Raw genomic sequence first — 18,838 nt, forward strand, 5'->3', positions numbered from 1 at the left:
CGCTTTCCGAGGCTTCAGCATGTCTTTGCCGACCGAATCTATCGCGGCAAACAGCTCGTCAACGCACTCTCAGACTGCGGGCCCTGGACAATCGAGATCGTCGAGCGACCGCACGGCGCCAAAGGCTTCCAGCTCCTGCCCAGGCGCTGGGTCGTCGAGCGCACCTTTGCATGGTTCGGAAGATGCCGGCGCCTCTCCAAAGACTTCGAACGCTCTGCCGCTACCGAGCTCGCTTGGCTGCTCGCCGCCCATCTAAGGCTCCTAATTCGCCGTCTAGCCAGAACCTTGATAGCGTCCACGCGCTTTTTGAGTCAGGCTCTCAGGATGAGGACGAAGCGCGCGCAAGCAGTTTCAACGGGCACCGGCGCCGATTATCTGGTTCACCTTTGCCTAGGAGGAGGTGCCCTCCTCGGCTCGCACCGATTCAACCAAAGCTCATCTCGCTTTAGCTGTTGAGCTGCGGCGGCTTGAAATCCGGAAAGCGCGTGAGCATTGCGGTCTTGACGAACTTCAAGTGAGCAATGCTGCTTGCCAATTCCTTGAGCCGTCGCTGGCCATTCGAGATGTCGGCCGCGAAGAGATCCTGATGATAATTGTCGAGCGGCTCTCGCTCGAGATATTCATCGGTGCCATTTCCGAAGGTGACGGACGCACGCGCGAGGGCATCATCAACACGCCGGTTGAGGCCGGCCTGCTCCCTCTCCGCCTCCTGCAATGCTGTTTCAATCGCCGCCAGGACGGCACCGATCCGCACGCGGTCGGTCTCCGCATCACGCTCGACAGAGCGCGCCTTAAAACCCTTGGTCTCGCGGCGGGAGCCGAGAAGATTGTGTGCGCGCGCTCTCAGGAACAGCTGAAACATTTGGGCCATCCCACATTCGAGATCAGGCGGCTACCATCGGTCAGACATAGTTAACAAAGCCTAAATCTTGCGCCCGCTCCGCCTGGCTTTGTTCGATCCATGCCCGCCAGGCTCGTTCGTGCCTGGAATAGAGCTCAAGCCAGCGAAACTCGGTCGCGGCGGCGGCTGCTTCGCTCACGCAAATCTCCGACGCGAATTGCACCTTATTGTTCGGTGAAAGATCCAGCGCTTCGAACTCCGCAGTTTCCTGCAGCGAAAGGCCGATCAGGACACGACGCCCTTGGGCGTCGACGAAATACCTACGGGGCGCATTGCGCCTTTGATCAATCATCTCGAATGGCCCTCATCCATGATCCAAGGCCCTGGAAGATCTTTCAGCCGACGATCAAAGCTACGAACAAACGCGACCAAAATGAGGACGCAAGTCGCGCCCAGCAACACAATCAAATACGCCATCTACGCCTACCCTGCGAGCCGCGAAAAATCGAGATGACTAAACTCTCGCCATGAACTGATCCGTCTTAAGTTGCCTTTCCGAAGCGCTCAAGGACCGCGCCACGTTAACCTAACTGCACATGGTTATTCGACGTTGCCACAACATCAACTCCAACCGAAACGTCGCGCCCCTGGTGTTGCCATCACGATGGACGCTCGCTTTGCCTGACTCTCATCGAGGCCGGCGTGTAGGGCGCATAGAGACGATATCGCGCTGATCGCTTGCGCGAGCGCCACGCCCGCACACCATAGCCGCAGCAAAAGCCAGCTGCAAAAATCGACATCAAAACCAGAATTGCAAGCATGTGGAATGTTCCCAGTTTTCGGAACGCTCCTCCCGGTCCATTTCAACGTGATGTCGTGACGACTTCAAGATCATCGGCGCTGAAACTTTTGTCAGACGAACATGAAGTTTGTGCAACGTGGTGCTCGGAGTTTGGTCGTCGCGGGAAAAGCTAGGCCGGGCGGATGACGAAATCTCTCATTGTTCAAGAGCGACATCCTGCTGGCGATGCTAACCCCTGTTCACCTCGGCAAGCAGCCTGAGCCACGCGCACCGGTGATCGAGCGTGTCTGTACTCTGCGTGATGACGTCGCTTCCGACACATTTTTCGCACGCCGCTGCTGGCGATTGCAGACACCGACGAAACATCCGTGGTTATACGGAGCGTCATGCACCAACTTCATCCCGGTAAGGTTGAGCAGTTAGCTTAATCCGCGTTGGTTGTTGCGAAGTCTCGCATTTCGCTTATCCATCTTCGCACCGGGCTCCCCCAAGCCCGGCCCCACCCAAGCAAAGCCGTCGAGCGAACATGGGTCGCTTGGCGGCTTTGTCCTTATGTCGACGAGAGGATCATGTCGGTTATGGCGCGGAAGCCCTGGTCGTTCAAGGAAGACCGCCGGCTCATGGAGCTGGCCAAGTCTTCGGCTTCGCTGGAAGAGGCCGCGAAAGTTCTCCGACGCTCGCCTGATGCGATCAAGCGCATGGCGTTGCGACTCGGTCTTTCGTTGAAGTCGAAGTCGGACAAGAAGTCCTAGCGCGGAAGCGCGGCAGCGCTCACCTTGCGCCTCGCAGCCGACCTCCCGCGCTGCGGTGCACGCGAACGACGTCACCGACGAGCCCAGCAGGTCATCCCATCCTCTACAGCGCCGCAACACGCCTTCGACGCAGCCACAGCTTCATCCCGGCGGGCGGAACCGAACCAACGCTCGGGTGTTGATGCCCGACTTCACAGCGAGGCCTGGCAGTGCTCAACTTGGCCATTTCCGCGATGTTGATTTGGCTGGCGATCAATATCGCCTTCGTGGTGCTTCGGCTCCGGACCCCCCGCCATCCGGCCACGTCCCACACCCACAGGCCCAGCTCACCTTGTCCCGACGTGATTCCTCTGCGCCATCGCCTCAGGCGGTGAGCGGCGATAGACGCCCGAGGGTCCGTTCGGCTCGTTCAACCTAAAGCGCGATGAGATCAGGATGAATCGTCATCGCGCTTAGGTTTTTGTTTGAGCATGATCTTTTCGGAAACCGCTTCGCACTTTTCCGGATCACGCCTTAGTTGTTGGTCTTCTTCTGGGAGCCCATTCCAGGGCTGGTCCCGTAATTGGGCGTCCCCGTTCCTTTGAACGCGCCACCCATGCTGTCCGAACCGGAATTCGTCCCAGTGCCGCTGCGGGTCGCCGAAGTGGGCTGCGTGCCCGATGGCCTGTCTTTGGTTCCCTGTGCCGAGGCCGCAGAGCTCCCGGCAATTAGCGCCAGGAGAAGGATGCTTAACGTCCTGATCATACTGCTCAACTTTCCATGCTCGTTCTAATGCTTGCGCCGCGAGATCATCGGCCAGCCATCACTCCGGTCGGCCCGACCGCGCCGGTCCGCCCGTTAAACCCTATCTTAGCCCCCGCTGGCTAGGATCAATTCTCCAAGCCTTGCCTCATTTCGCCTGACCCGGATGAAACGACTGCGACCGACCCTCCCGTTTGCGGCGCTCGTGCTTGCGAGCACGATGGCGTTCGCCTTGTCCGGGCATTTCGCTGCGGACGCCGTCATTCGCCACCAGCAGGCGCATCAGCTGAACGAGTTGACCGAGGTCGTTCTGCGCCGCTCCGAATTGGCGGTCGATTTTGCCGCGGCCAGCCTGGACGAGCTCCCAAAACGCAATCTCGCCAGCTGCGAGCCCGCGGCGTTGCAAGCCATCCGCCTCCACGTCTACCAGCGCTCGGCGATCAAGGACGTCCGGCTCGTCAAGCCGGATGGCTCGGTGATCTGCTCGGCCTATTCCGAGACGCTCGAGTTCGACAAGGGATGGGCGGATCGCCATGACATGCTGCCCTCGCGCGACAAGGCGCTGTCGCTGTTCCGCGTGGAGCAGTTCGGCGGGGACGCCCTAGGCGTGCTCAGGGACATCAATGACAGCTCCGCCCTTATCGCCATTGTCGGCATCAATGCCAGCCTGTTCGACATCATGCCCGCCGAGCTGCGCGCGCACAGCGAGGTGATCCTCACCTTGAGCAATGGCGAGAAGCTCGGCGAATTCCTGCTCGATGCCGACAGGCCCCTGGTGAGACCAATCAGCTTCGAGAGGCATTCCACGCGCTTGCCGCTTCATGCCACGATCCGGCTCGAGCACGCGGTGCTCTCGAGCTGGAACAGCGAGGCCTATTGGCCGGCGCTCGCAGTCGCCCTTGGCCTTGGCACACTCTTCGGCATCCTGCTGGCACGCAGCCGCCGGATGGAAGGGCCGGTCGCCGATCTCGATCGCGGACTGGCAGCTGGCGAATTCAAGCCGTACTACCAGCCCATCTTCGACCTCAGGGCGGGCCGGATCACAGGCTGCGAGGTTTTGGCGCGCTGGGTGCGCCGAGACGGCTCGGTCGTCCCGCCGATGAACTTCATTCCGCTCGCCGAATCCAGTGGACGCATCCAGGCGATGACCTGGCAGATCCTGAGATCGGCGCTGTCCGACCTGCAGCCAATGCTGAGGGCGGACAAGACCTTCAAGCTGTCCCTGAATGTCGTGCCCAAGCAGCTGCTGAGTGCCGGCTTCGTCGAAACGCTGCGTCGCACGGTCCTGACGGCCAGGGTCTCTGCGCGCCAAATCGTGGTCGAAGTCACCGAGCGCGACGAGCTCGACGATCTTGCGCGCGCCGCGGCGGTTGTCGCCGAGCTGCGAGACCATGGCTTCCGCGTCGCCATCGACGACGTCGGCGTCGGCCATAGCGGACTGTCCCGATTGAAAGGCCTCGGCGCCGACACGATCAAGATCGACAAGTTCTTCGTGGACACGATCACCGTGGACGCGTCGACGACGATGATCGTGGAGATGCTGGTGGCGCTCGCGAGGGACCTCCATATGAGCGTGGTCGCGGAAGGCATTGAGACGGAGGAGCAGCTCCGCGCGCTGGTCGCATCCGGCGTGGAAGAGGGTCAGGGTTATCTCGTGGCGCCTCCGCTTCCGTTCGCCAAGTTTGGTGAGCTCGTCGAGTGCCGGCGCGCGGCGCAATCAGGCACGGCGGTGTCAGAGGACACGGCTTTGGTGGCGTAACGGCGGCGCGAGCTTTAACGATATTTTCTGCTTTCGAGGCAGACCGGCAACCGACCGGCTATGCTGGCGCCATGCGCAGAACCCATCTCATTGCAGCCGCGAGCATCTGCCTTGCCCTCATCGTCTACGCCACGCTGGCGAAGCTGGCAGGAAGACCCGCGCTCTTGGGCCATCACGAGGCGTACTGGGTCGTCGTGATCGAGCGCTTCAGTGCCTATGGGCTGCTCGGCTTCCTTCTTTCCTTCTTGCTGCCAGGACGGCTCGGTCTGGCTTGCTCGCTCGTGATCGCGGTCGCGATGGGGCTGGAGCTGATGCAAGCGTTCATACCCGATCGGGATCCGGGCTTTCTCGACGTGCTCCAGAAGGCGGCAGGAGGCACCGTCGGCGTCATGCTCGCCCAGATGATCCTGGCGTTCTTGCCCAGACCGCCGTCCTGAAGCCACCGGTATCGCAGCAAGATGACCGTTCGGACGTACAACCGGTCCTTACTTCATCATCTGGCCGCGCAATTCACCGCCCGGGTTCGCGGCCGTATGGATGTTTGCGTACCATTTTCCGGCCAGTAGATCTGCCGCCTGCGCGTCGGTGAGCGTGGCACTGCCTTGGATTGGGCTTTGCACTGTCTTGAACGGCAAGACGATGCCGGCGTTCTTGCCGGCTTCGCCTGGGCCATGGAAATGCGCGCCCATTGCGGGTCCCGTAAGCCCGGCATAGGTGACGCTGTAAGTCAGAACTTTCGTTTCAGTGTCGTAGCTTGCCTCGGCCTTGCCTGACCCGGTTGAGCTGTTCGGGGGCACTTCATTGCTTCCCTTGAGCTCGGCTTGCAGCATCACGACTTCCGCGTTTGCCGTGCCGCTCATCGCAATGACGCTTCCTATGAGCGCGAGCGTCCCCAACAGTGCCACCGACGGCCGACACCCGGCTTTGCTCATGCATCCCTCCTGCGGACTTCGCGACCCATCGGCTGTGAACACCGACGACAGCCGGAAATTCCGCCATAGAGCTTATGCTGATTCGGGACGAACGCGGGAATTGGCCCTTCGGCCTGGGCCGGAACACGCGGAGGCTCAGGCCGCTCCACGCCTGTTGTGGAGCTGGGTGGGAGCCAGCAGTTCGGCCATCTGCCGGTGGGTGTTGTGCAGCGCCTCAACGGCGCAATCCAGATCGAAATCCGCCTCACGAACGGCTGCAAAGAACTTGGCCGTCAGCGCCAGATCGAGTTTGACGCGCGTCGTCCCGTCGCGACTCTTGCGGCGATCGAGCGACAAATGGATGGCACGCTCCCTGGCCTCCATTGCGCCGCAGCCGCAAAGCGCACCGAGCTCGTCGTATGTCATCCAGATTTGAGGCATGTTCTTCCACCACACTTGATCGGCCGCGAGACTAGTTCTCGCGTCTAAAGGCAGGGTTGCTGCAGCGCGGCCGCGGTGTGATTTCGAAGCAATAGTGTCAATGCAATGCTAATCATCGCGGCGGGCACCCGCGGAGCTGCGCGGATGATCGTCGATTTGGCTTTCACCTGGGCGGGCCCGCCGTGAACGGATGCCGCGGCCGGGAACGGCTGTCGGGCCCCTTGGGCAGCTTGTCGGCATTGAGCTTCACGACCGCGCTCCTGATATCGGCAGCCGGGGCATCTTCCTGACTGTAGATCAGCGTCGCCTCGAATTTCACGTCAGGCGCTTGCTTCGCCGTTCCGGAGCAGATCGCCATAGCGCCGCTGAAGACGCCGGAGAGATAGACTTCGACCTCGTCACGCCCGAACACGGTCGGCGGCCCGTCGGCATGCCGGCGCGTGGTCAGAACGGCCGTGAAACGCTGGTCGTCATCGAATTGATAGGTGCCGCCATAGGTGAAGAAGCTGTCACTGCCCGAAATCCGGCCCTGGGCCAGATGCACGATACCGGTGCCTTGCGCTTGTGCGGTTCTGAACCACGCCGCGTATTTGCCTTCTTTCAGCATGGGAACATCCGTCGTGATTTTCACCCGTATTTGCAACGAACCTGTGGGGCGCGACAATGGCTGCCGCAGCGAGCATTCCGCCACGGTTAACACCCTGCCAAGTCAATCGATCAAATTCCTGCGGGCCGGGAGGCGAAGCCGGCAGCGACGTCAAAACAGTTCTAAGCCATCGTGCCCATGGCTTGATACCCGGTCGCCGATTTGAACCTGTTCCTGATAAAGTGCACCAATATCAAAGAGTGATTCTGGTCACACTTGCCTGGGCGCCCCGCTGCTAAGCATCGGACCGGACGGGGACCGGTAGAGCATCGTCGAATTGGATGAGAATTCCCATGAAAAGCCTGATCGGCGCCCTTGTCGGCGCGTTCTGTATTGCGGCCCCCGCTCTGGCGGAGACCCCGGCCGCGATTGTCGAGGATGTGCAAGGCAAGGTCGACGGCGTCGAGTTCATGGATTATGTGGCGCCGGGCAAGATCATCAAGCTCGGGCCCAAGTCCAGCGTTACCCTCAGCTATCTCAAATCCTGCTTGCGCGAAACAATCAGCGAAGGCGTCATCCTGGTCGGCACCGAGCAGAGCACCGTACAGCTTGGCGACGTTCAGCGCGCCAAGGTGCCCTGCGATACCAAGGCGGCGCAGCTCTCCGAACGCGAGGCCAACCAGAGTGCCGCGACCACCTTCCGGACCGTGCGGTCCGATGCCAAGAACGCTCCATCCAAATTGCCAACGCTCTACGGCATCGCGCCGCTGGTCCAGGCCAAGAGCGGCAGCACGCTCGTGATCGAGCGCACCGACGGCAAGGAGCCCACGATCAGCGTGCCGCTCAAGAACGACGTCATGATCCGCGGCAAATTCTATGACTTTGCCAAGGCCGGAAAGTCACTGACCCCGGGCGGCAGCTATCTCGCCATTCTCGGCGCCAAGCGTTACGCCTTCCAAGTCGACGCCGGCGCCACGGCATCGCCTACCCCGGTTATCGGCCGCCTGCTGCGGCTCGAATAGACGGACCTAGCGAGGCCGCGATGCGGCGGATCGGCAGGCGGGACATCGTTGCGGCGATCCTGATTGCGCTCCTCGCGGGCGCGATCGTCATGTCTCCGCCGCTTCAGACGCTGCAGGGCCTGTCGCTCGACATCCTCACCGCGCTGCGCGGCAAGCTGGCCGGTGAGCGCCGCGATCCTGCAATGTCGCCAGTCGTTGTAGTCGCGATCGATGCGGAAACCTACGACACGCCGCCCTTCAAGGGATCGCCGACGCAAACCTGGACGCGTGAGATTGGACGGATGCTCGGCAGCATCACCGAGGGCGGCGCCAAGGTCATCGGCTTCGACGTAATCTTTCCGAGCTCGATCGAGCAGTCCGAGATTCTCTTCGGCGACGCGCCGCTCGGCACCCGCATGAAGGGTTTTGATCGGGATTATCTGATCGCCCTGCGGCAAATCTCCGACGGCGGCAAACTGGTGCTCGGCGAAATCCTGAACAACGACCACCCGGAAGTGCCCTATCGCGCACAGCAAGTGGCCGTGCGCAACACCATCCGCGCGCTCAACGTACACACTGATCCCGACGACGTGATCCGGCGCATGCCATTGAGCTTTGCCATCGAGGGCAAGCCTGTCCCCGCGATGGCGGTCGAGCTGGCTGCGCGTGCGCTTGGCGCAAAGCCTGAGATTGCGCCGTCCGGCGCGACCGAGTTGTCCGGCTATGCGATCCCGAGCGCGATGCCGAATACAATCACACTCAACTTTCGCGGGCTGGGACGCGACGTTCCGACCTTCTCCTTCGCCGACCTGCGCGCCTGTGTCGAGAAGGGCGATCGCGATTTCTTTCGCCGCGCCTTCGACGGCAAGGTCGTGCTGCTCGGCACGGTCCTGAATTTCGAGGACCGTAAGCTCACCTCGATGCGCTTGTCTGGCGGATATGACGGCACGCCGGCGGCGCGATGCGCCCTGCCCGCGCCGGAGCGTGGCGCGCAACGCCCCCGCAGCGATGTCGCCGGCGTCTTCGTGCACGCCACCGTCGTTCGCAACTTGATCGAACGCGACGCCGTGACCGAGCTCGGCTTTCCCGCGCGGAGCATCCTCACAATCCTGTTCGCGCTCGTCATCGCTTGCGCCGCCTGCGTGCTTGCACCGAGCGGCGCCCTGATCGCCTGGCTCGGCCTCACCGCCGTTTACGCCGCCATGGCTGTCGGTGCGTTCGTTCGCGCACTGGCACTGCCGCTGACCGAGCCTGCGCTCGCAAGTCTTGCCGCGCTCGCGATGATGATCGGCTACCGCTTCGTGCTGGCTGATCGCGACGAGCGCTTCCTGCGCAAGAGCTTTGCGTTCTATCTCGCGCCTGAAGTGATCGACACCATGGTTGCATCCGGCAAGATGCCGGCGCTCGGCGGCGAGATGCGCAACGTCACCATGTTCTTCTCCGACCTCAGCGGCTTCTCAGCGATCGCGGAGACGATGACACCTGGCGAGCTTGTGACCCTGATGAACGAATATCTGTCCGCCATGACCGACATCATCGAGGGCCATGGCGGCTACGTCGACAAATATATCGGCGATTCCATCGTCGCCATGTTCGGCGCCCCGGCCGACGACGTCGCACATGCGCGCAATGCGGTGCGTGCCGCGCTGAAATGCCACGAGAAGCTCGCAGAGCTCAACGCCAACAATGCCGCCTTTGCGGGCCACGGCCTGTCGCATCGCATCGGCCTCAACAGCGGCGAAGCCGTGGTCGGCAACATCGGCTCGCGCCGCCGCTTCAACTACACCGTGATGAGCGACACCGTGAACGTTGCCTCGCGGCTCGAGGGCGCCAACAAATATTACGGCACCGCGATCATGGCCTCCGAAACCACGATGGCGCAGACCGGTGACACCTTCGCCTGGCGCGAGCTCGATGCGATCAGGGTGTTGGGACGCGGCGAGGCGGTCAGGGTGTTCGAGCCGCTGGCGGAGAGAGGCGCGGCGAGCGCCGAGCAGGCGAAGGTGGCCGCGGTGTATGCGGAGGGGTTGGCCTGCTGGCGGGCCAGGGATTTTGTGAAGGCGGCCGAAGCGTTCGAGAGCGCGGCGAAGATCGATCCGTCGTCGGCGCTATTCGCCAAACGCGCCAGAATGCTAATCGCGAATCCGCCCGCGTCGGATTGGAGACCGGTCAATATGCTGGAGGGGAAGTAGCAGTTGATCGCCTCCCTCCAGGGCAGGGTAAACGCGTGCCACCCTAAACCGGCAGCTCCGGGAGGCGCGGATGGGGAGGAAGTCTGACGACCTCGGCCTTTGTTGGCCGGCACGGCCACTTACCTTCGTATATGGTGTCCTATCCTTTGGATAGAGGCCGTTTACCTCAGTACAATTGAGTACGGAATGCTCGCGCCTTAGCGTGACTGCATTCGGCGCCCTGGCGCTGGTGGCATGAAACCTCCCTGACCTTGGCGCAAGACGGCCACCCCTGTCCGGTCGTCTGCGCCGCTTTTTTCAGCAAGCCATCGCCAGCTTTTTGCGAAACTGGAGATTTGTGCACAATGTCTTCTCTTGAGAAGATCGCACTCTTTATCGATGGCTCCAATCTGTATGCCACCTCCAAAGCGCTCGGCTTCGACATCGATTTCAGGCGGTTGCTCAGCGAATTTCAAAGCCGAGGTGCACTGTTGCGCGCCTTTTACTACACGACCGTCATCGAGGATCAGGAGTTTTCGTCAATCCGCCCGTTGATCGATTGGCTCGATTATAATGGGTACACCGTCATCACCAAGCTCGCCAAGGAGTTCGTCGACGCCACCACCGGCCGCCGCAAGGTGAAGGGCTGCATGGATGTCGAGCTCGCCGTGAGTGCGATGGAGCTCGCCGAACACGTCGATCAGATCGTATTGTTCTCGGGCGATGGGGACTTTCGTTCCCTCGTGGAAGCCCTGCAACGCGGCGGTGTCCGCGTGACGGTCGTCTCCACGCTCTCCACTCAGCCGCCCATGGTCGCCGACGACCTGCGCCGACAGGCGGACGTATTCCTCGATTTGGCAGACCTGAAACCAAAAGTGGGGCGCGATCCCGCCGACCGGCCCCGCGAGCTTCGGCAGCCACCGCAATTCCTCGCGCGCGGATCGATCGATCGGGGCGACCGGGTGGAATGATCCTGGGACGGCCGCCGGCACCGTCGAGCACCCTGCCTTCCAGCGTGATGCGTTCGCCCTTGGTGCTCGGCGTCACCAGGACGTCCAAAAGTTCTTCTTGAAGACGTCGAAGCCGGCCATCGCCCGCACGCGAAGGTTGGCCGGCTGCCGATGTTCATGGCGAGCCAGCTCCAGACTGTCGCGGCGATGGCTGCCGCTTGAGCCGGCCCCACCCCACGAAAACCTGATTCCCGCCAAACCCACTGGTTGCGCACGGGGAGCCACGCTAAAATCGCGCCATGACAGTGACCGACATTGCGAGCCGAACCTACAATCACAGCTGGCGGCTGGATCCCATCATCCGCAGCCTGCTCGATACCGATTTCTACAAGCTGTTGATGTTACAGATGATTCGGGAGGATTACCCGAATCAGCAGGTGACGTTTTCGGTCATCAACCGCTCGCGCCATGTGCGTCTCGCCGAGATCATCGACGTGGGCGAGCTGCGCGCCCAGCTCGACCATGCCCGCACCATCCGCTTCACCAAGAAGGAGCTGATCTGGCTTGCCGGTAACACCTTCTACGGCAAGACCCACATGTTCTCGGCGGACTTCATCCGCTGGCTGGCCGAATTCCGCCTGCCCGAATACGAGCTGCGCAAGGTCGACGGCCAGTACGAGCTGCATTTCCACGGCCCCTGGACCCACACCACGATGTGGGAGATTCCGGCACTCGCGATCCTCAACGAGCTGCGCTCGCGCGCAGCGATGAAGGGCCGCGGCCGCTTCGAGCTCGACGTGCTCTACGCCCGCGCCAAGGCCAAGCTGTGGACCAAGGTGGAGCGGCTGCGCAAGCTGGAGAACCTCCGGTTGTCCGATTTCGGCACCCGCCGCCGTCACGGCTTCCTCTGGCAGCGCTGGTGTGTGGAGGCGGTGAAGGAAGGCCTCGGCTCGTCCTTCATCGGCACCTCCAACGTGCTGCTCGCGATGGACAACGATCTCGAAGCCATCGGCACCAACGCGCATGAGCTGCCGATGGTCGCGGCCGCGCTCGCCAGGGACGACGAGGAATTGCGCTGGGCGCCCTATCGCATCCTCGACCAGTGGCGCCAGACCTATGGCGGCAACCTCCTGATTGCGCTGCCCGACGCCTTTGGCACGAAAGCTTTCCTGCGCGATGCGCCGGAATGGGTCGCCGACTGGACCGGCTTCCGCCCCGATAGCGCGCCACCGATCCAGGCCGGCGAAGAGATCATCGCGTGGTGGAAGAAGATGGGCCGCAATCCCAAGGACAAGCTGCTCGTCTTCTCCGACGCGATGGACGTCGGCTCGATCGAGGAGACCTATCACCACTTCGCTGGCCGTGTGCGGCTCTCGTTCGGCTGGGGCACTAACCTCACCAACGACTTCGTCGGCTGCACGCCGGACGGCTCGTTCAATCTCGATCCGATCTCGCTGGTCTGCAAGGTTTCGTCCGTCGACGGACATCCGGCCGTCAAGCTCTCCGACAATCCGGAGAAAGCGACCGGCCTGCCCTCGGAGATCGAGCGTTACCTGCGCGTGTTCGGCGATGCCGGACGCGTGCGCAAGCCGGTGCTGGTCTAGCAGCGGACCAGGCTTCTTTCGATCCGGTAAACCGCGCACGATGAATATGAGGCTTTGGTTCGCCGATGCCGCGCCAGTTCCGATTGACCAGTATTTGACGCGATCTGCGCGCATCCACTTCACAGCGCCTTCACCCTGGGTGCAGTCGCTCGCGTTTTCAGGTCGAGTTAAGCAACATTCTGCTCTACTTCGCGTTGCAGGCCCAACGCTCCGCTGGGATCGTTGATCGATTTGGGGAACGCAGGGTGTTTCGTAGAACAGCGACGTCGACGAAGGGACACAGTCTCCTTCACGTCATCAAGCTTGTCTCGCCTTTCGTCATGGTCGTCGTGCTCCAGGCGGCAATCGCAGGATTCAGCCTCGAGGTGATGTCCTCGGTCCGCGCCTATGTCGCCGGCGAAGCGTTGTGGTCGCGCTCGCAGAAGAATGCTGTTTACTTCCTCAATCGCTATCTGCATTCGGGCGAGGCCAGCCAGTTCGCGCAATATCGGGCCGCGCTCGCCGTTCCCATTGGCGACCAATTCGCGCGCTGGGCGCTCGAACGCGATCCGGTCGACGTCGAGGTCGCCCGCATCGGCTTTCTGCAGGGCGGCAACCATCCCGATGACGTTCCGGGACTGATCTGGCTGTATCGCTACTTCAACCGTGTCAGTTTCCTCCATGAAGCGATCCGGGAGTGGGCTGCCACCGATCCCATGCTGCTGGAGCTCAGCGTGTTCGGCGAGGTCATCCGGTCCGAGTTGGAGAACGGCCCCATTCAAAACGACGGTCGCCTGCAATTCCTGTCGTCGCGGCTCTCGGAGCTCAATACCCAATTCACGGTGCATGCCAAGCGGTTCTCCACTGTCCTCGGTGAAGGCTCTCGTGCCATCAAGGTGACGCTGACGTGCATCAACATCGTCACCGCCGCGACGCTGATCCTGCTCCTGATCTGGCATACGCGGCGGCTGGTGCTGCAACGACAGGCATTCGAGGAGGCCTTGCACGCCGAGAAAGAGCGCCTGGCCTGGCAGGCGTCGCACGACTGGCTGACCGGCCTGTCCAACCGCCGCGCCTTCGAGGCGAGCCTGCAGAGCGAGTTGGACAATGCCGCCGCGGGTCCGCTGGGACTGATCCTGCTCGACCTCGACCAGTTCAAGAGTGTCAACGATACCTGCGGTCACCTTGCCGGCGATCGCCTGCTCTGCCAGGTCTCGCGCCTCCTGCAACAGGACCGGCATGCCCATGATCTGGTGGCCCGGCTCGGAGGTGACGAATTCGGCCTGATCCTGCCGCGGTGCCCGCCCTCGAATGCCGTCGATATCGCCGAACGGCTGCGCCGATCGTTCGAGCTGTTCAATTTCGCCTGGGACGACCGTTGCTTTGCGGTGACCGCCAGCATCGGCGTCGCCTGCATCACCGACCGCAACACCACGCTCGAGGATGCGATGCGGCGCGCGGATGCCGCCTGCTACCGTGCCAAAGAGAAGGGACGCAACCGGGTTCAGGTCGACGGCGTAAGGCCGGATGTCGTCGTCGCGGCAGCCCGGCCGCGCGAAGCGGCGCGCGCTTGACGCTGCCCGCGCCGTCACCGTCGAGGCAAAATTCCAAGGCCGGCGAGATGGGCGTCGAGAAACTGCTCGATCTGCTGACGCAGCATCTGCGGCGGCACGGCCACCATGCGCTCCTCGAGGCCGAGCGAGATGATTCCATGCACGGCCGAAAACAGCGTACGCGACAAAAGCGCGATCTCCACGTCATTCGCATCCGGCAATAGCCGCACCAGCGGTGGATGCATCAGCGCGAAGGCGTCCATGACCATCTGAAGGATGTCGTCCGGATAAGGGCGATCGTCCTCCATCCGATGCTCGAACAACGAGCGCAGCAAATTGGCGTGCTCAGCAAAGAAGTCGAGATAGGTCGCGGCAAGGCCATAGAGCTGACGGACGGGATCCTTGGCAGGAACTCCGCGGAGCCGCGCTGTGAGCGCCTGAACCGTCTCCCGATTGACGGTCAGGATCACCCCATCGAAGTCGCCGAACTCGTTATAGACGCTGCCGACCGAGCAACCGGCGGCTTCCGCGACATCACGGACCTTCAATGATTTCAGCCCCTTAGCTGAAATGATGCCCCGGGCGATCTCCACGATCTGGAGCCGTCGCCCACTTTTTTTCTGCCCGCGCAGTGATTTTTCTTGAACATTGTTCATTTTCAGGCTACCCATGTGAACATTGTTCAACTTAGCCCGGAGACCTGCAAAATGCAAACTCTCGCTGTTGATATCGCCGCCACCTTCGTCGATGACGCCGCAGCTCTCGTGACCGGCTTTGGCCGCGCCCTGCTGCGGTTCGCCATGACTCCAATCGATCGCGTCGCAAATGCCTGCGACATCGCCGGCGTGCTTACTGAGCGGCGCGCGACCTTCCGGATGTGGCGGGCCAACCGTGCCCGTGGGCGTCTCGAGGGCCGCCGGTTCAGCCTGCTCGGCCGCCTCTCGCCCTTTCGCCACCTCTCCCATCTCACCTGAGACAGGCACAGCCGGCACGTTCCGATCGGCTCGAATGCAAGATCGGGTTGCAACGAAGGACTCACCATCTCCGGACATTGGCGGTCGATCTGGCGGACTTCGGCGATGCGGTTCAGCTTTTCCTCAGAACCGGCGCGATATCCGGCAAGCGCGGCCATCTCGCCCGAACTGCGGTCGCGCTCAGATATTTGCGAACCTAACGAGACCACTTGGAGACCAACAGGATCGGAAGAATCGAGGCGACGAAGCAGGCCGGCAACCGTCGTCGCCCTGCAATCACTCATCCCATACCCTTCCGGTCGTGACGCTTCACCGACAACGTAAATCTCAGGCTGCCTTTCCAAAACAGGACTAGTCATGATCAGGGAATTGATGTCGTCACGCCGCTTCGCGCCGCTGTTCTGGGCGCAATTTTTCTCGGCGCTCAATGACAACGTGCTCAAGAACGCACTCGTCATCATCCTGCTTTACAGTGCCGCGACCGGCCACGGCGATGCCCTGGTGACGATCGCAGGCGCCGTCTTCATCTTCCCCTATTTCATCCTGTCCGGGCTCGGTGGCCAGCTCGCCGACAAATACGTCAAATCCGTCGTCGCAAGGCGGCTCAAATTCGCCGAGATCTTCGCCGCTTGCTTTGCGGCCGCCGGCTTCTTCCTGCACTCAGTGCCGCTGCTGTTCGCAGCGCTCGCGCTGTTCGGCATCATCGCCGCCATGTTCGGCCCGGTGAAATACGCCATGTTGCCGGACCAGCTCGAGCTCGGCGAGCTCGCGACCGGCAACGCACTGGTCGAAGGCGCAACCTTCATGGCCATCCTGCTCGGCACCGTCGCCGGCGGCCAGTTCGTGGCCGGCTCCGCGCATATGGGCTGGGTCGCATCGGCCGTGGTCGTGCTGGCCCTGTTGTCCTGGGCCTTCGCCTCCCGCATTCCGGCGACCACGCCGTCTGCGCCCGATCTGCCCGTCAGCGCCAATCCCTGGACCTCGACGCTCAGCCTGCTGAGGACCTTGCACGCCGACCATCGGCTGTGGGACCGCACCGTGATCGTCTCCTGGTTCTGGCTCGTCGGCGCCATCGTGCTGTCGCTGCTGCCGGCGCTGGTCAAGGACGTCGTGGGCGGCACCGAGGGCGTGGTGACGCTGTGTCTTGCGATCTTCGCGATCGGCATCGCCGTCGGCTCGCTGTTCGCCGCCAGCCTCAGCCACGTTCGCCCGAACCTCGCTCTCGTGCCGATCGGCGCCATCATCATGGGATGTTCTGGCCTCGATCTCGCCTGGGCCATCGGCGTGACCACCAGGGGTCAGGACATCACCGCGGCCGGTTTCGCAACCTCGTTCGCGGGCTTGCGCATGATGATCGACTTCGTCGCCTTTGCATTCGGCGGTGGCTTGTTTGTCGTTCCCTCATTTGCGGCTGTTCAGGCCTGGTCGGCGCCGTCCGAGCGCGCCCGCATCATCGCCGCCGGCAACGTGCTGCAGGCGGCCTTCATGGTGGTCGGCTCGCTGTTCGTCGCGCTGTTGCAGGCGGCCGGCCTCCATGTCGGCTGGATCTTCTTCGGCCTCGGAGTCGCGAGCTTCGGCGCGGTGTGGTTCGTGCTGACCAAGTGGGGCAAGGAGGGCGTGCGCGACTTCGGCGGACTGCTGTTCCGCGCGCTGTTCCGCACCGAAATTCGCGGGCTCGAAAACCTGCCGCCGTCAGGCACGCGCATGCTGATCGCGCCCAACCATGTCAGTCTGATCGACGGTCCGCTGCTGCACGCGGTGCTGCCGATCGACGCCAGTTTCGCGGTGGATACCGGCATCTCGAAGGCCTGGTGGGCCAAGCCGTTCCTGCGCGTGGTCAAGCACTACACCATGGATCCAACCAAGCCACTGGCTGCGCGCGACCTGATCAAGCTCGTCGCCGCCGGTGAGCCGGTCGTGATCTTTCCCGGAAGGACGCATCACCGTCTCGGGCTCGCTGATGAAGGTCTATGACGGCACCGCGATGATCGCTGACAAGGCCGACGCGGTGGTCGTGCCCGTCCGCATCGAGGGCGCGCAGCGCTCGCATCTCAGCTATCTCAATAGCAGCCAGATCAAGCGCTCCTGGTTTCCGCGGGTGACGGTCACCATCCTGCCGCCGGTCAAGCTTCCGGTCGACCCGTCGCTGAAGGGCAAGGCGCGCCGCAACGCCGCCGGCGGCGCGCTTCAGGACGTGATGATCGATGCTCTCGTGAAGAACGCGATGCTCGATCAGACGCTGTTCGAGGCGCTCGGCCACGCCTATCGCGACCGCGACACCGGCAAGGTCATCGTCGAAGACGCGCTCGGCACCAAGCTGACCTATCGCAAGCTGATTCTCGGCGCGCAGGTCTTGAGCCGCAAGCTCGAGGCAGGCACCGCCGCCGGCGAGAATGTCGGCGTGCTGCTGCCGAACTCGGCAGGCGTCGCCGTTGTCTTCATGGCGTTGCAAAGCATCGGCCGGGTGCCTGCGATGCTCAACTTCTCCGCCGGCCCGGTCAATGTGCTCGCCGCCATGAAGGCGGCGCAGGTCAAGACCGTGCTGACGTCGAAAGCCTTCATCGACAAGGGCAAGCTCGACAAACTGATGGCGGCGGTCTCCGCAGAGGCGCGAATCATCTATCTCGAGGATGTCCGCGCCTCGATTGGCGTGGCCGACAAGATCAAGGGCCTGCTCGCAAGCACCGCGCCGCGCGTCACCCGCCAGGCCAACGATCCGGCCGTCGTGCTGTTCACGTCGGGCTCGGAAGGAACGCCCAAGGGCGTGGTGCTGTCCCATCGCAACATCCTCGCCAACGCGGCGCAGGCGCTGGCGCGGGTCGACGCCAACGCCAACGACAAGGTGTTCAACGTGCTGCCGGTGTTCCACTCCTTCGGGTTGACTGGCGGAATGATGATGCCGTTGCTGGCGGGCATTCCGATCTACATGTACCCCTCGCCGCTGCATTACCGGATCGTGCCCGAGCTGATCTACCAGACCGGCGCCACCATCCTGTTCGGCACCGACACGTTCCTCACCGGCTATGCACGCTCGGCGCACGCCTACGACTTCCGCACCCTGCGCCTCGTGATCGCCGGCGCCGAAGCGGTCAAGGACCGGACGCGTCAGGTGTTCATGGAGCGCTACGGCATCCGCATCCTCGAAGGCTATGGCGTCACCGAGACTGCGCCGGTGCTGGCGATGAACACGCCGATGGCCAACCGTCCGGGCACCGTCGGCCGCCTGTCGCCGCTAATGGAAAGCCGGCTGGATCCGGTCCCCGGCATCGAGGACGGCGGTCGCCTCTCGGTGCGCGGACCGAACGTGATGCTCGGATATCTGCGGGCTGAAAATCCCGGCGTGCTCGAGCCGCTGGCAGAAGGCTGGCACGACACCGGCGACATCGTTTCGATCGACGCGGCCGGCTTCATCACCATCAAAGGCCGCGCCAAGCGCTTTGCCAAGATCGCGGGCGAAATGGTCTCGCTGTCGGCGGTCGAGAGCATCGCGACGACGCTGTGGCCGCAGGCCGCATCGGTCGCCGTCTCGATCCCGGACCAGCGCAAAGGCGAGCGCATCGTGCTGCTGACGACGGAGAAGAACGCCGAGCGCAGCGCGATGCAGGCCCAGGCCAAGGCGCTCGGAGCGTCCGAGCTGACCGTTCCCGCGGCGATCATGGTGGTCGACAAGGTGCCGCTGCTCGGCACCGGCAAGACCGACTATGTCACGGCAACAACAATGGCCCGCGAGCAAGCGTCGGCACCGGAGCGCGAGGTGGCGTGACGACCGATCG

The 18,838-nt window shown here is 62.8% G+C and carries 15 protein-coding genes and 2 pseudogenes; 11 read left to right on the plus strand and 6 right to left on the minus strand.

Annotated elements, in window-relative coordinates; all coding sequences use genetic code 11:
* Nucleotides 1–282: pseudogene (locus IVB01_RS19515) on the plus strand (transposase); the annotation flags it as partial.
* Nucleotides 283–445: 163 nt separating this feature from the next.
* Here IVB01_RS19515 and IVB01_RS19520 read toward each other — a convergent pair.
* Both IVB01_RS19520 and IVB01_RS19525 read right to left on the minus strand, forming a co-directional pair.
* Nucleotides 446–862, minus strand: a complete 417-nt coding sequence (locus IVB01_RS19520) for a hypothetical protein (protein ID WP_247415943.1) — start codon at nucleotides 860–862, stop codon at nucleotides 446–448.
* A 40-nt stretch (nucleotides 863–902) separates the two neighbouring features.
* Nucleotides 903–1,193 carry a hypothetical protein gene (locus IVB01_RS19525; protein WP_247280769.1) on the minus strand — a complete coding sequence of 97 codons (291 nt, stop codon included), beginning with the start codon at nucleotides 1,191–1,193 and terminating at the stop codon, nucleotides 903–905.
* Between the two features lie 1,019 nt (nucleotides 1,194–2,212).
* On the opposite strand from IVB01_RS19525, the gene IVB01_RS19530 reads away from it, so the two are divergent.
* From IVB01_RS19530 to IVB01_RS19540, 3 genes are all read left to right on the plus strand, one after another.
* Nucleotides 2,213–2,395, plus strand: coding sequence for a hypothetical protein (locus tag IVB01_RS19530; protein ID WP_247280862.1), 183 nt, complete (start codon nucleotides 2,213–2,215; stop codon nucleotides 2,393–2,395).
* A 961-nt stretch (nucleotides 2,396–3,356) separates the two neighbouring features.
* Complete coding sequence (locus tag IVB01_RS19535) at nucleotides 3,357–4,895, plus strand: EAL domain-containing protein (RefSeq protein ID WP_247280770.1); 1,539 nt, start codon at nucleotides 3,357–3,359, stop codon at nucleotides 4,893–4,895.
* A gap of 71 nt (nucleotides 4,896–4,966) precedes the next feature.
* Nucleotides 4,967–5,332: a VanZ family protein gene (locus IVB01_RS19540; RefSeq protein ID WP_247280771.1), complete on the plus strand. Its 366-nt coding sequence runs from the start codon at nucleotides 4,967–4,969 to the stop codon at nucleotides 5,330–5,332.
* 48 nt (nucleotides 5,333–5,380) lie between these two features.
* Here the strand turns inward: IVB01_RS19540 and IVB01_RS19545 are convergent, their stop codons facing one another.
* The 3 genes from IVB01_RS19545 to IVB01_RS19555 all read right to left on the minus strand — a co-directional run bounded on the left by IVB01_RS19545 (nucleotide 5,381) and on the right by IVB01_RS19555 (nucleotide 6,854).
* A complete protein-coding gene (locus IVB01_RS19545) occupies nucleotides 5,381–5,827 on the minus strand; it encodes a CHRD domain-containing protein (protein ID WP_247280772.1) in 447 nt (148 codons plus the stop codon).
* 135 nt (nucleotides 5,828–5,962) lie between these two features.
* A complete protein-coding gene (locus tag IVB01_RS19550; RefSeq protein ID WP_247458298.1) occupies nucleotides 5,963–6,247 on the minus strand; it encodes a hypothetical protein in 285 nt (94 codons plus the stop codon).
* A gap of 163 nt (nucleotides 6,248–6,410) precedes the next feature.
* Complete coding sequence (locus IVB01_RS19555) at nucleotides 6,411–6,854, minus strand: hypothetical protein (RefSeq protein ID WP_247280774.1); 444 nt, start codon at nucleotides 6,852–6,854, stop codon at nucleotides 6,411–6,413.
* 332 nt (nucleotides 6,855–7,186) lie between these two features.
* Between IVB01_RS19555 and IVB01_RS19560 the strand changes: the two genes are divergently transcribed.
* From IVB01_RS19560 to IVB01_RS19580, 5 genes are all read left to right on the plus strand, one after another.
* Nucleotides 7,187–7,855: a hypothetical protein gene (locus IVB01_RS19560; RefSeq protein WP_247280775.1), complete on the plus strand. Its 669-nt coding sequence runs from the start codon at nucleotides 7,187–7,189 to the stop codon at nucleotides 7,853–7,855.
* A 20-nt stretch (nucleotides 7,856–7,875) separates the two neighbouring features.
* Nucleotides 7,876–10,026 (plus strand): adenylate/guanylate cyclase domain-containing protein, encoded by a 2,151-nt coding sequence (locus IVB01_RS19565; protein ID WP_247280776.1) that lies wholly within the window; start codon nucleotides 7,876–7,878, stop codon nucleotides 10,024–10,026.
* A 344-nt stretch (nucleotides 10,027–10,370) separates the two neighbouring features.
* Nucleotides 10,371–10,976: an NYN domain-containing protein gene (locus tag IVB01_RS19570; protein ID WP_247280857.1), complete on the plus strand. Its 606-nt coding sequence runs from the start codon at nucleotides 10,371–10,373 to the stop codon at nucleotides 10,974–10,976.
* A 278-nt stretch (nucleotides 10,977–11,254) separates the two neighbouring features.
* A complete protein-coding gene (pncB, locus tag IVB01_RS19575) occupies nucleotides 11,255–12,559 on the plus strand; it encodes a nicotinate phosphoribosyltransferase (protein WP_247280777.1) in 1,305 nt (434 codons plus the stop codon).
* 245 nt (nucleotides 12,560–12,804) lie between these two features.
* The gene (locus IVB01_RS19580) at nucleotides 12,805–14,112 is read left to right on the plus strand and encodes a GGDEF domain-containing protein (protein ID WP_247280778.1); all 1,308 of its coding nucleotides are present in this window, start codon (nucleotides 12,805–12,807) and stop codon (nucleotides 14,110–14,112) included.
* Between the two features lie 14 nt (nucleotides 14,113–14,126).
* On the opposite strand, the gene IVB01_RS19585 is transcribed toward IVB01_RS19580, so the two are convergent.
* Complete coding sequence (locus tag IVB01_RS19585) at nucleotides 14,127–14,747, minus strand: TetR/AcrR family transcriptional regulator (protein ID WP_247280858.1); 621 nt, start codon at nucleotides 14,745–14,747, stop codon at nucleotides 14,127–14,129.
* Nucleotides 14,748–14,798: 51 nt separating this feature from the next.
* Between IVB01_RS19585 and IVB01_RS35725 the strand changes: the two genes are divergently transcribed.
* Both IVB01_RS35725 and IVB01_RS19590 read left to right on the plus strand, forming a co-directional pair.
* Nucleotides 14,799–15,065: a hypothetical protein gene (locus IVB01_RS35725; RefSeq protein ID WP_346015460.1), complete on the plus strand. Its 267-nt coding sequence runs from the start codon at nucleotides 14,799–14,801 to the stop codon at nucleotides 15,063–15,065.
* Nucleotides 15,066–15,422: 357 nt separating this feature from the next.
* Nucleotides 15,423–18,828: pseudogene (locus tag IVB01_RS19590) on the plus strand (acyl-[ACP]--phospholipid O-acyltransferase).
* The last annotated feature ends 10 nt before the right edge of the window (nucleotides 18,829–18,838 follow it).

The organism is Bradyrhizobium sp. 164 (assembly GCF_023073715.1).
GTDB lineage: Bacteria > Pseudomonadota > Alphaproteobacteria > Rhizobiales > Xanthobacteraceae > Bradyrhizobium.

What these genes read in the sequence shown, in the direction of transcription:
- IVB01_RS19550 (WP_247458298.1), bottom strand. Translation starts at nt 6,247, where the DNA reads ATGCCTCAAATCTGGATGACATACGACGAGCTCGGTGCGCTTTGCGGC.
- IVB01_RS19555 (WP_247280774.1), bottom strand. Translation starts at nt 6,854, where the DNA reads ATGCTGAAAGAAGGCAAATACGCGGCGTGGTTCAGAACCGCACAAGCG.
- IVB01_RS19565 (WP_247280776.1), top strand. Translation starts at nt 7,876, where the DNA reads ATGCGGCGGATCGGCAGGCGGGACATCGTTGCGGCGATCCTGATTGCG.
- IVB01_RS19570 (WP_247280857.1), top strand. Translation starts at nt 10,371, where the DNA reads ATGTCTTCTCTTGAGAAGATCGCACTCTTTATCGATGGCTCCAATCTG.
- IVB01_RS19540 (WP_247280771.1), top strand. Translation starts at nt 4,967, where the DNA reads ATGCGCAGAACCCATCTCATTGCAGCCGCGAGCATCTGCCTTGCCCTC.
- pncB (WP_247280777.1), top strand. Translation starts at nt 11,255, where the DNA reads ATGACAGTGACCGACATTGCGAGCCGAACCTACAATCACAGCTGGCGG.
- IVB01_RS19525 (WP_247280769.1), bottom strand. Translation starts at nt 1,193, where the DNA reads ATGATTGATCAAAGGCGCAATGCGCCCCGTAGGTATTTCGTCGACGCC.
- IVB01_RS19520 (WP_247415943.1), bottom strand. Translation starts at nt 862, where the DNA reads ATGTTTCAGCTGTTCCTGAGAGCGCGCGCACACAATCTTCTCGGCTCC.
- IVB01_RS35725 (WP_346015460.1), top strand. Translation starts at nt 14,799, where the DNA reads ATGCAAACTCTCGCTGTTGATATCGCCGCCACCTTCGTCGATGACGCC.
- IVB01_RS19560 (WP_247280775.1), top strand. Translation starts at nt 7,187, where the DNA reads ATGAAAAGCCTGATCGGCGCCCTTGTCGGCGCGTTCTGTATTGCGGCC.
- IVB01_RS19530 (WP_247280862.1), top strand. Translation starts at nt 2,213, where the DNA reads ATGTCGGTTATGGCGCGGAAGCCCTGGTCGTTCAAGGAAGACCGCCGG.
- IVB01_RS19545 (WP_247280772.1), bottom strand. Translation starts at nt 5,827, where the DNA reads ATGAGCAAAGCCGGGTGTCGGCCGTCGGTGGCACTGTTGGGGACGCTC.
- IVB01_RS19535 (WP_247280770.1), top strand. Translation starts at nt 3,357, where the DNA reads ATGGCGTTCGCCTTGTCCGGGCATTTCGCTGCGGACGCCGTCATTCGC.
- IVB01_RS19585 (WP_247280858.1), bottom strand. Translation starts at nt 14,747, where the DNA reads ATGAACAATGTTCAAGAAAAATCACTGCGCGGGCAGAAAAAAAGTGGG.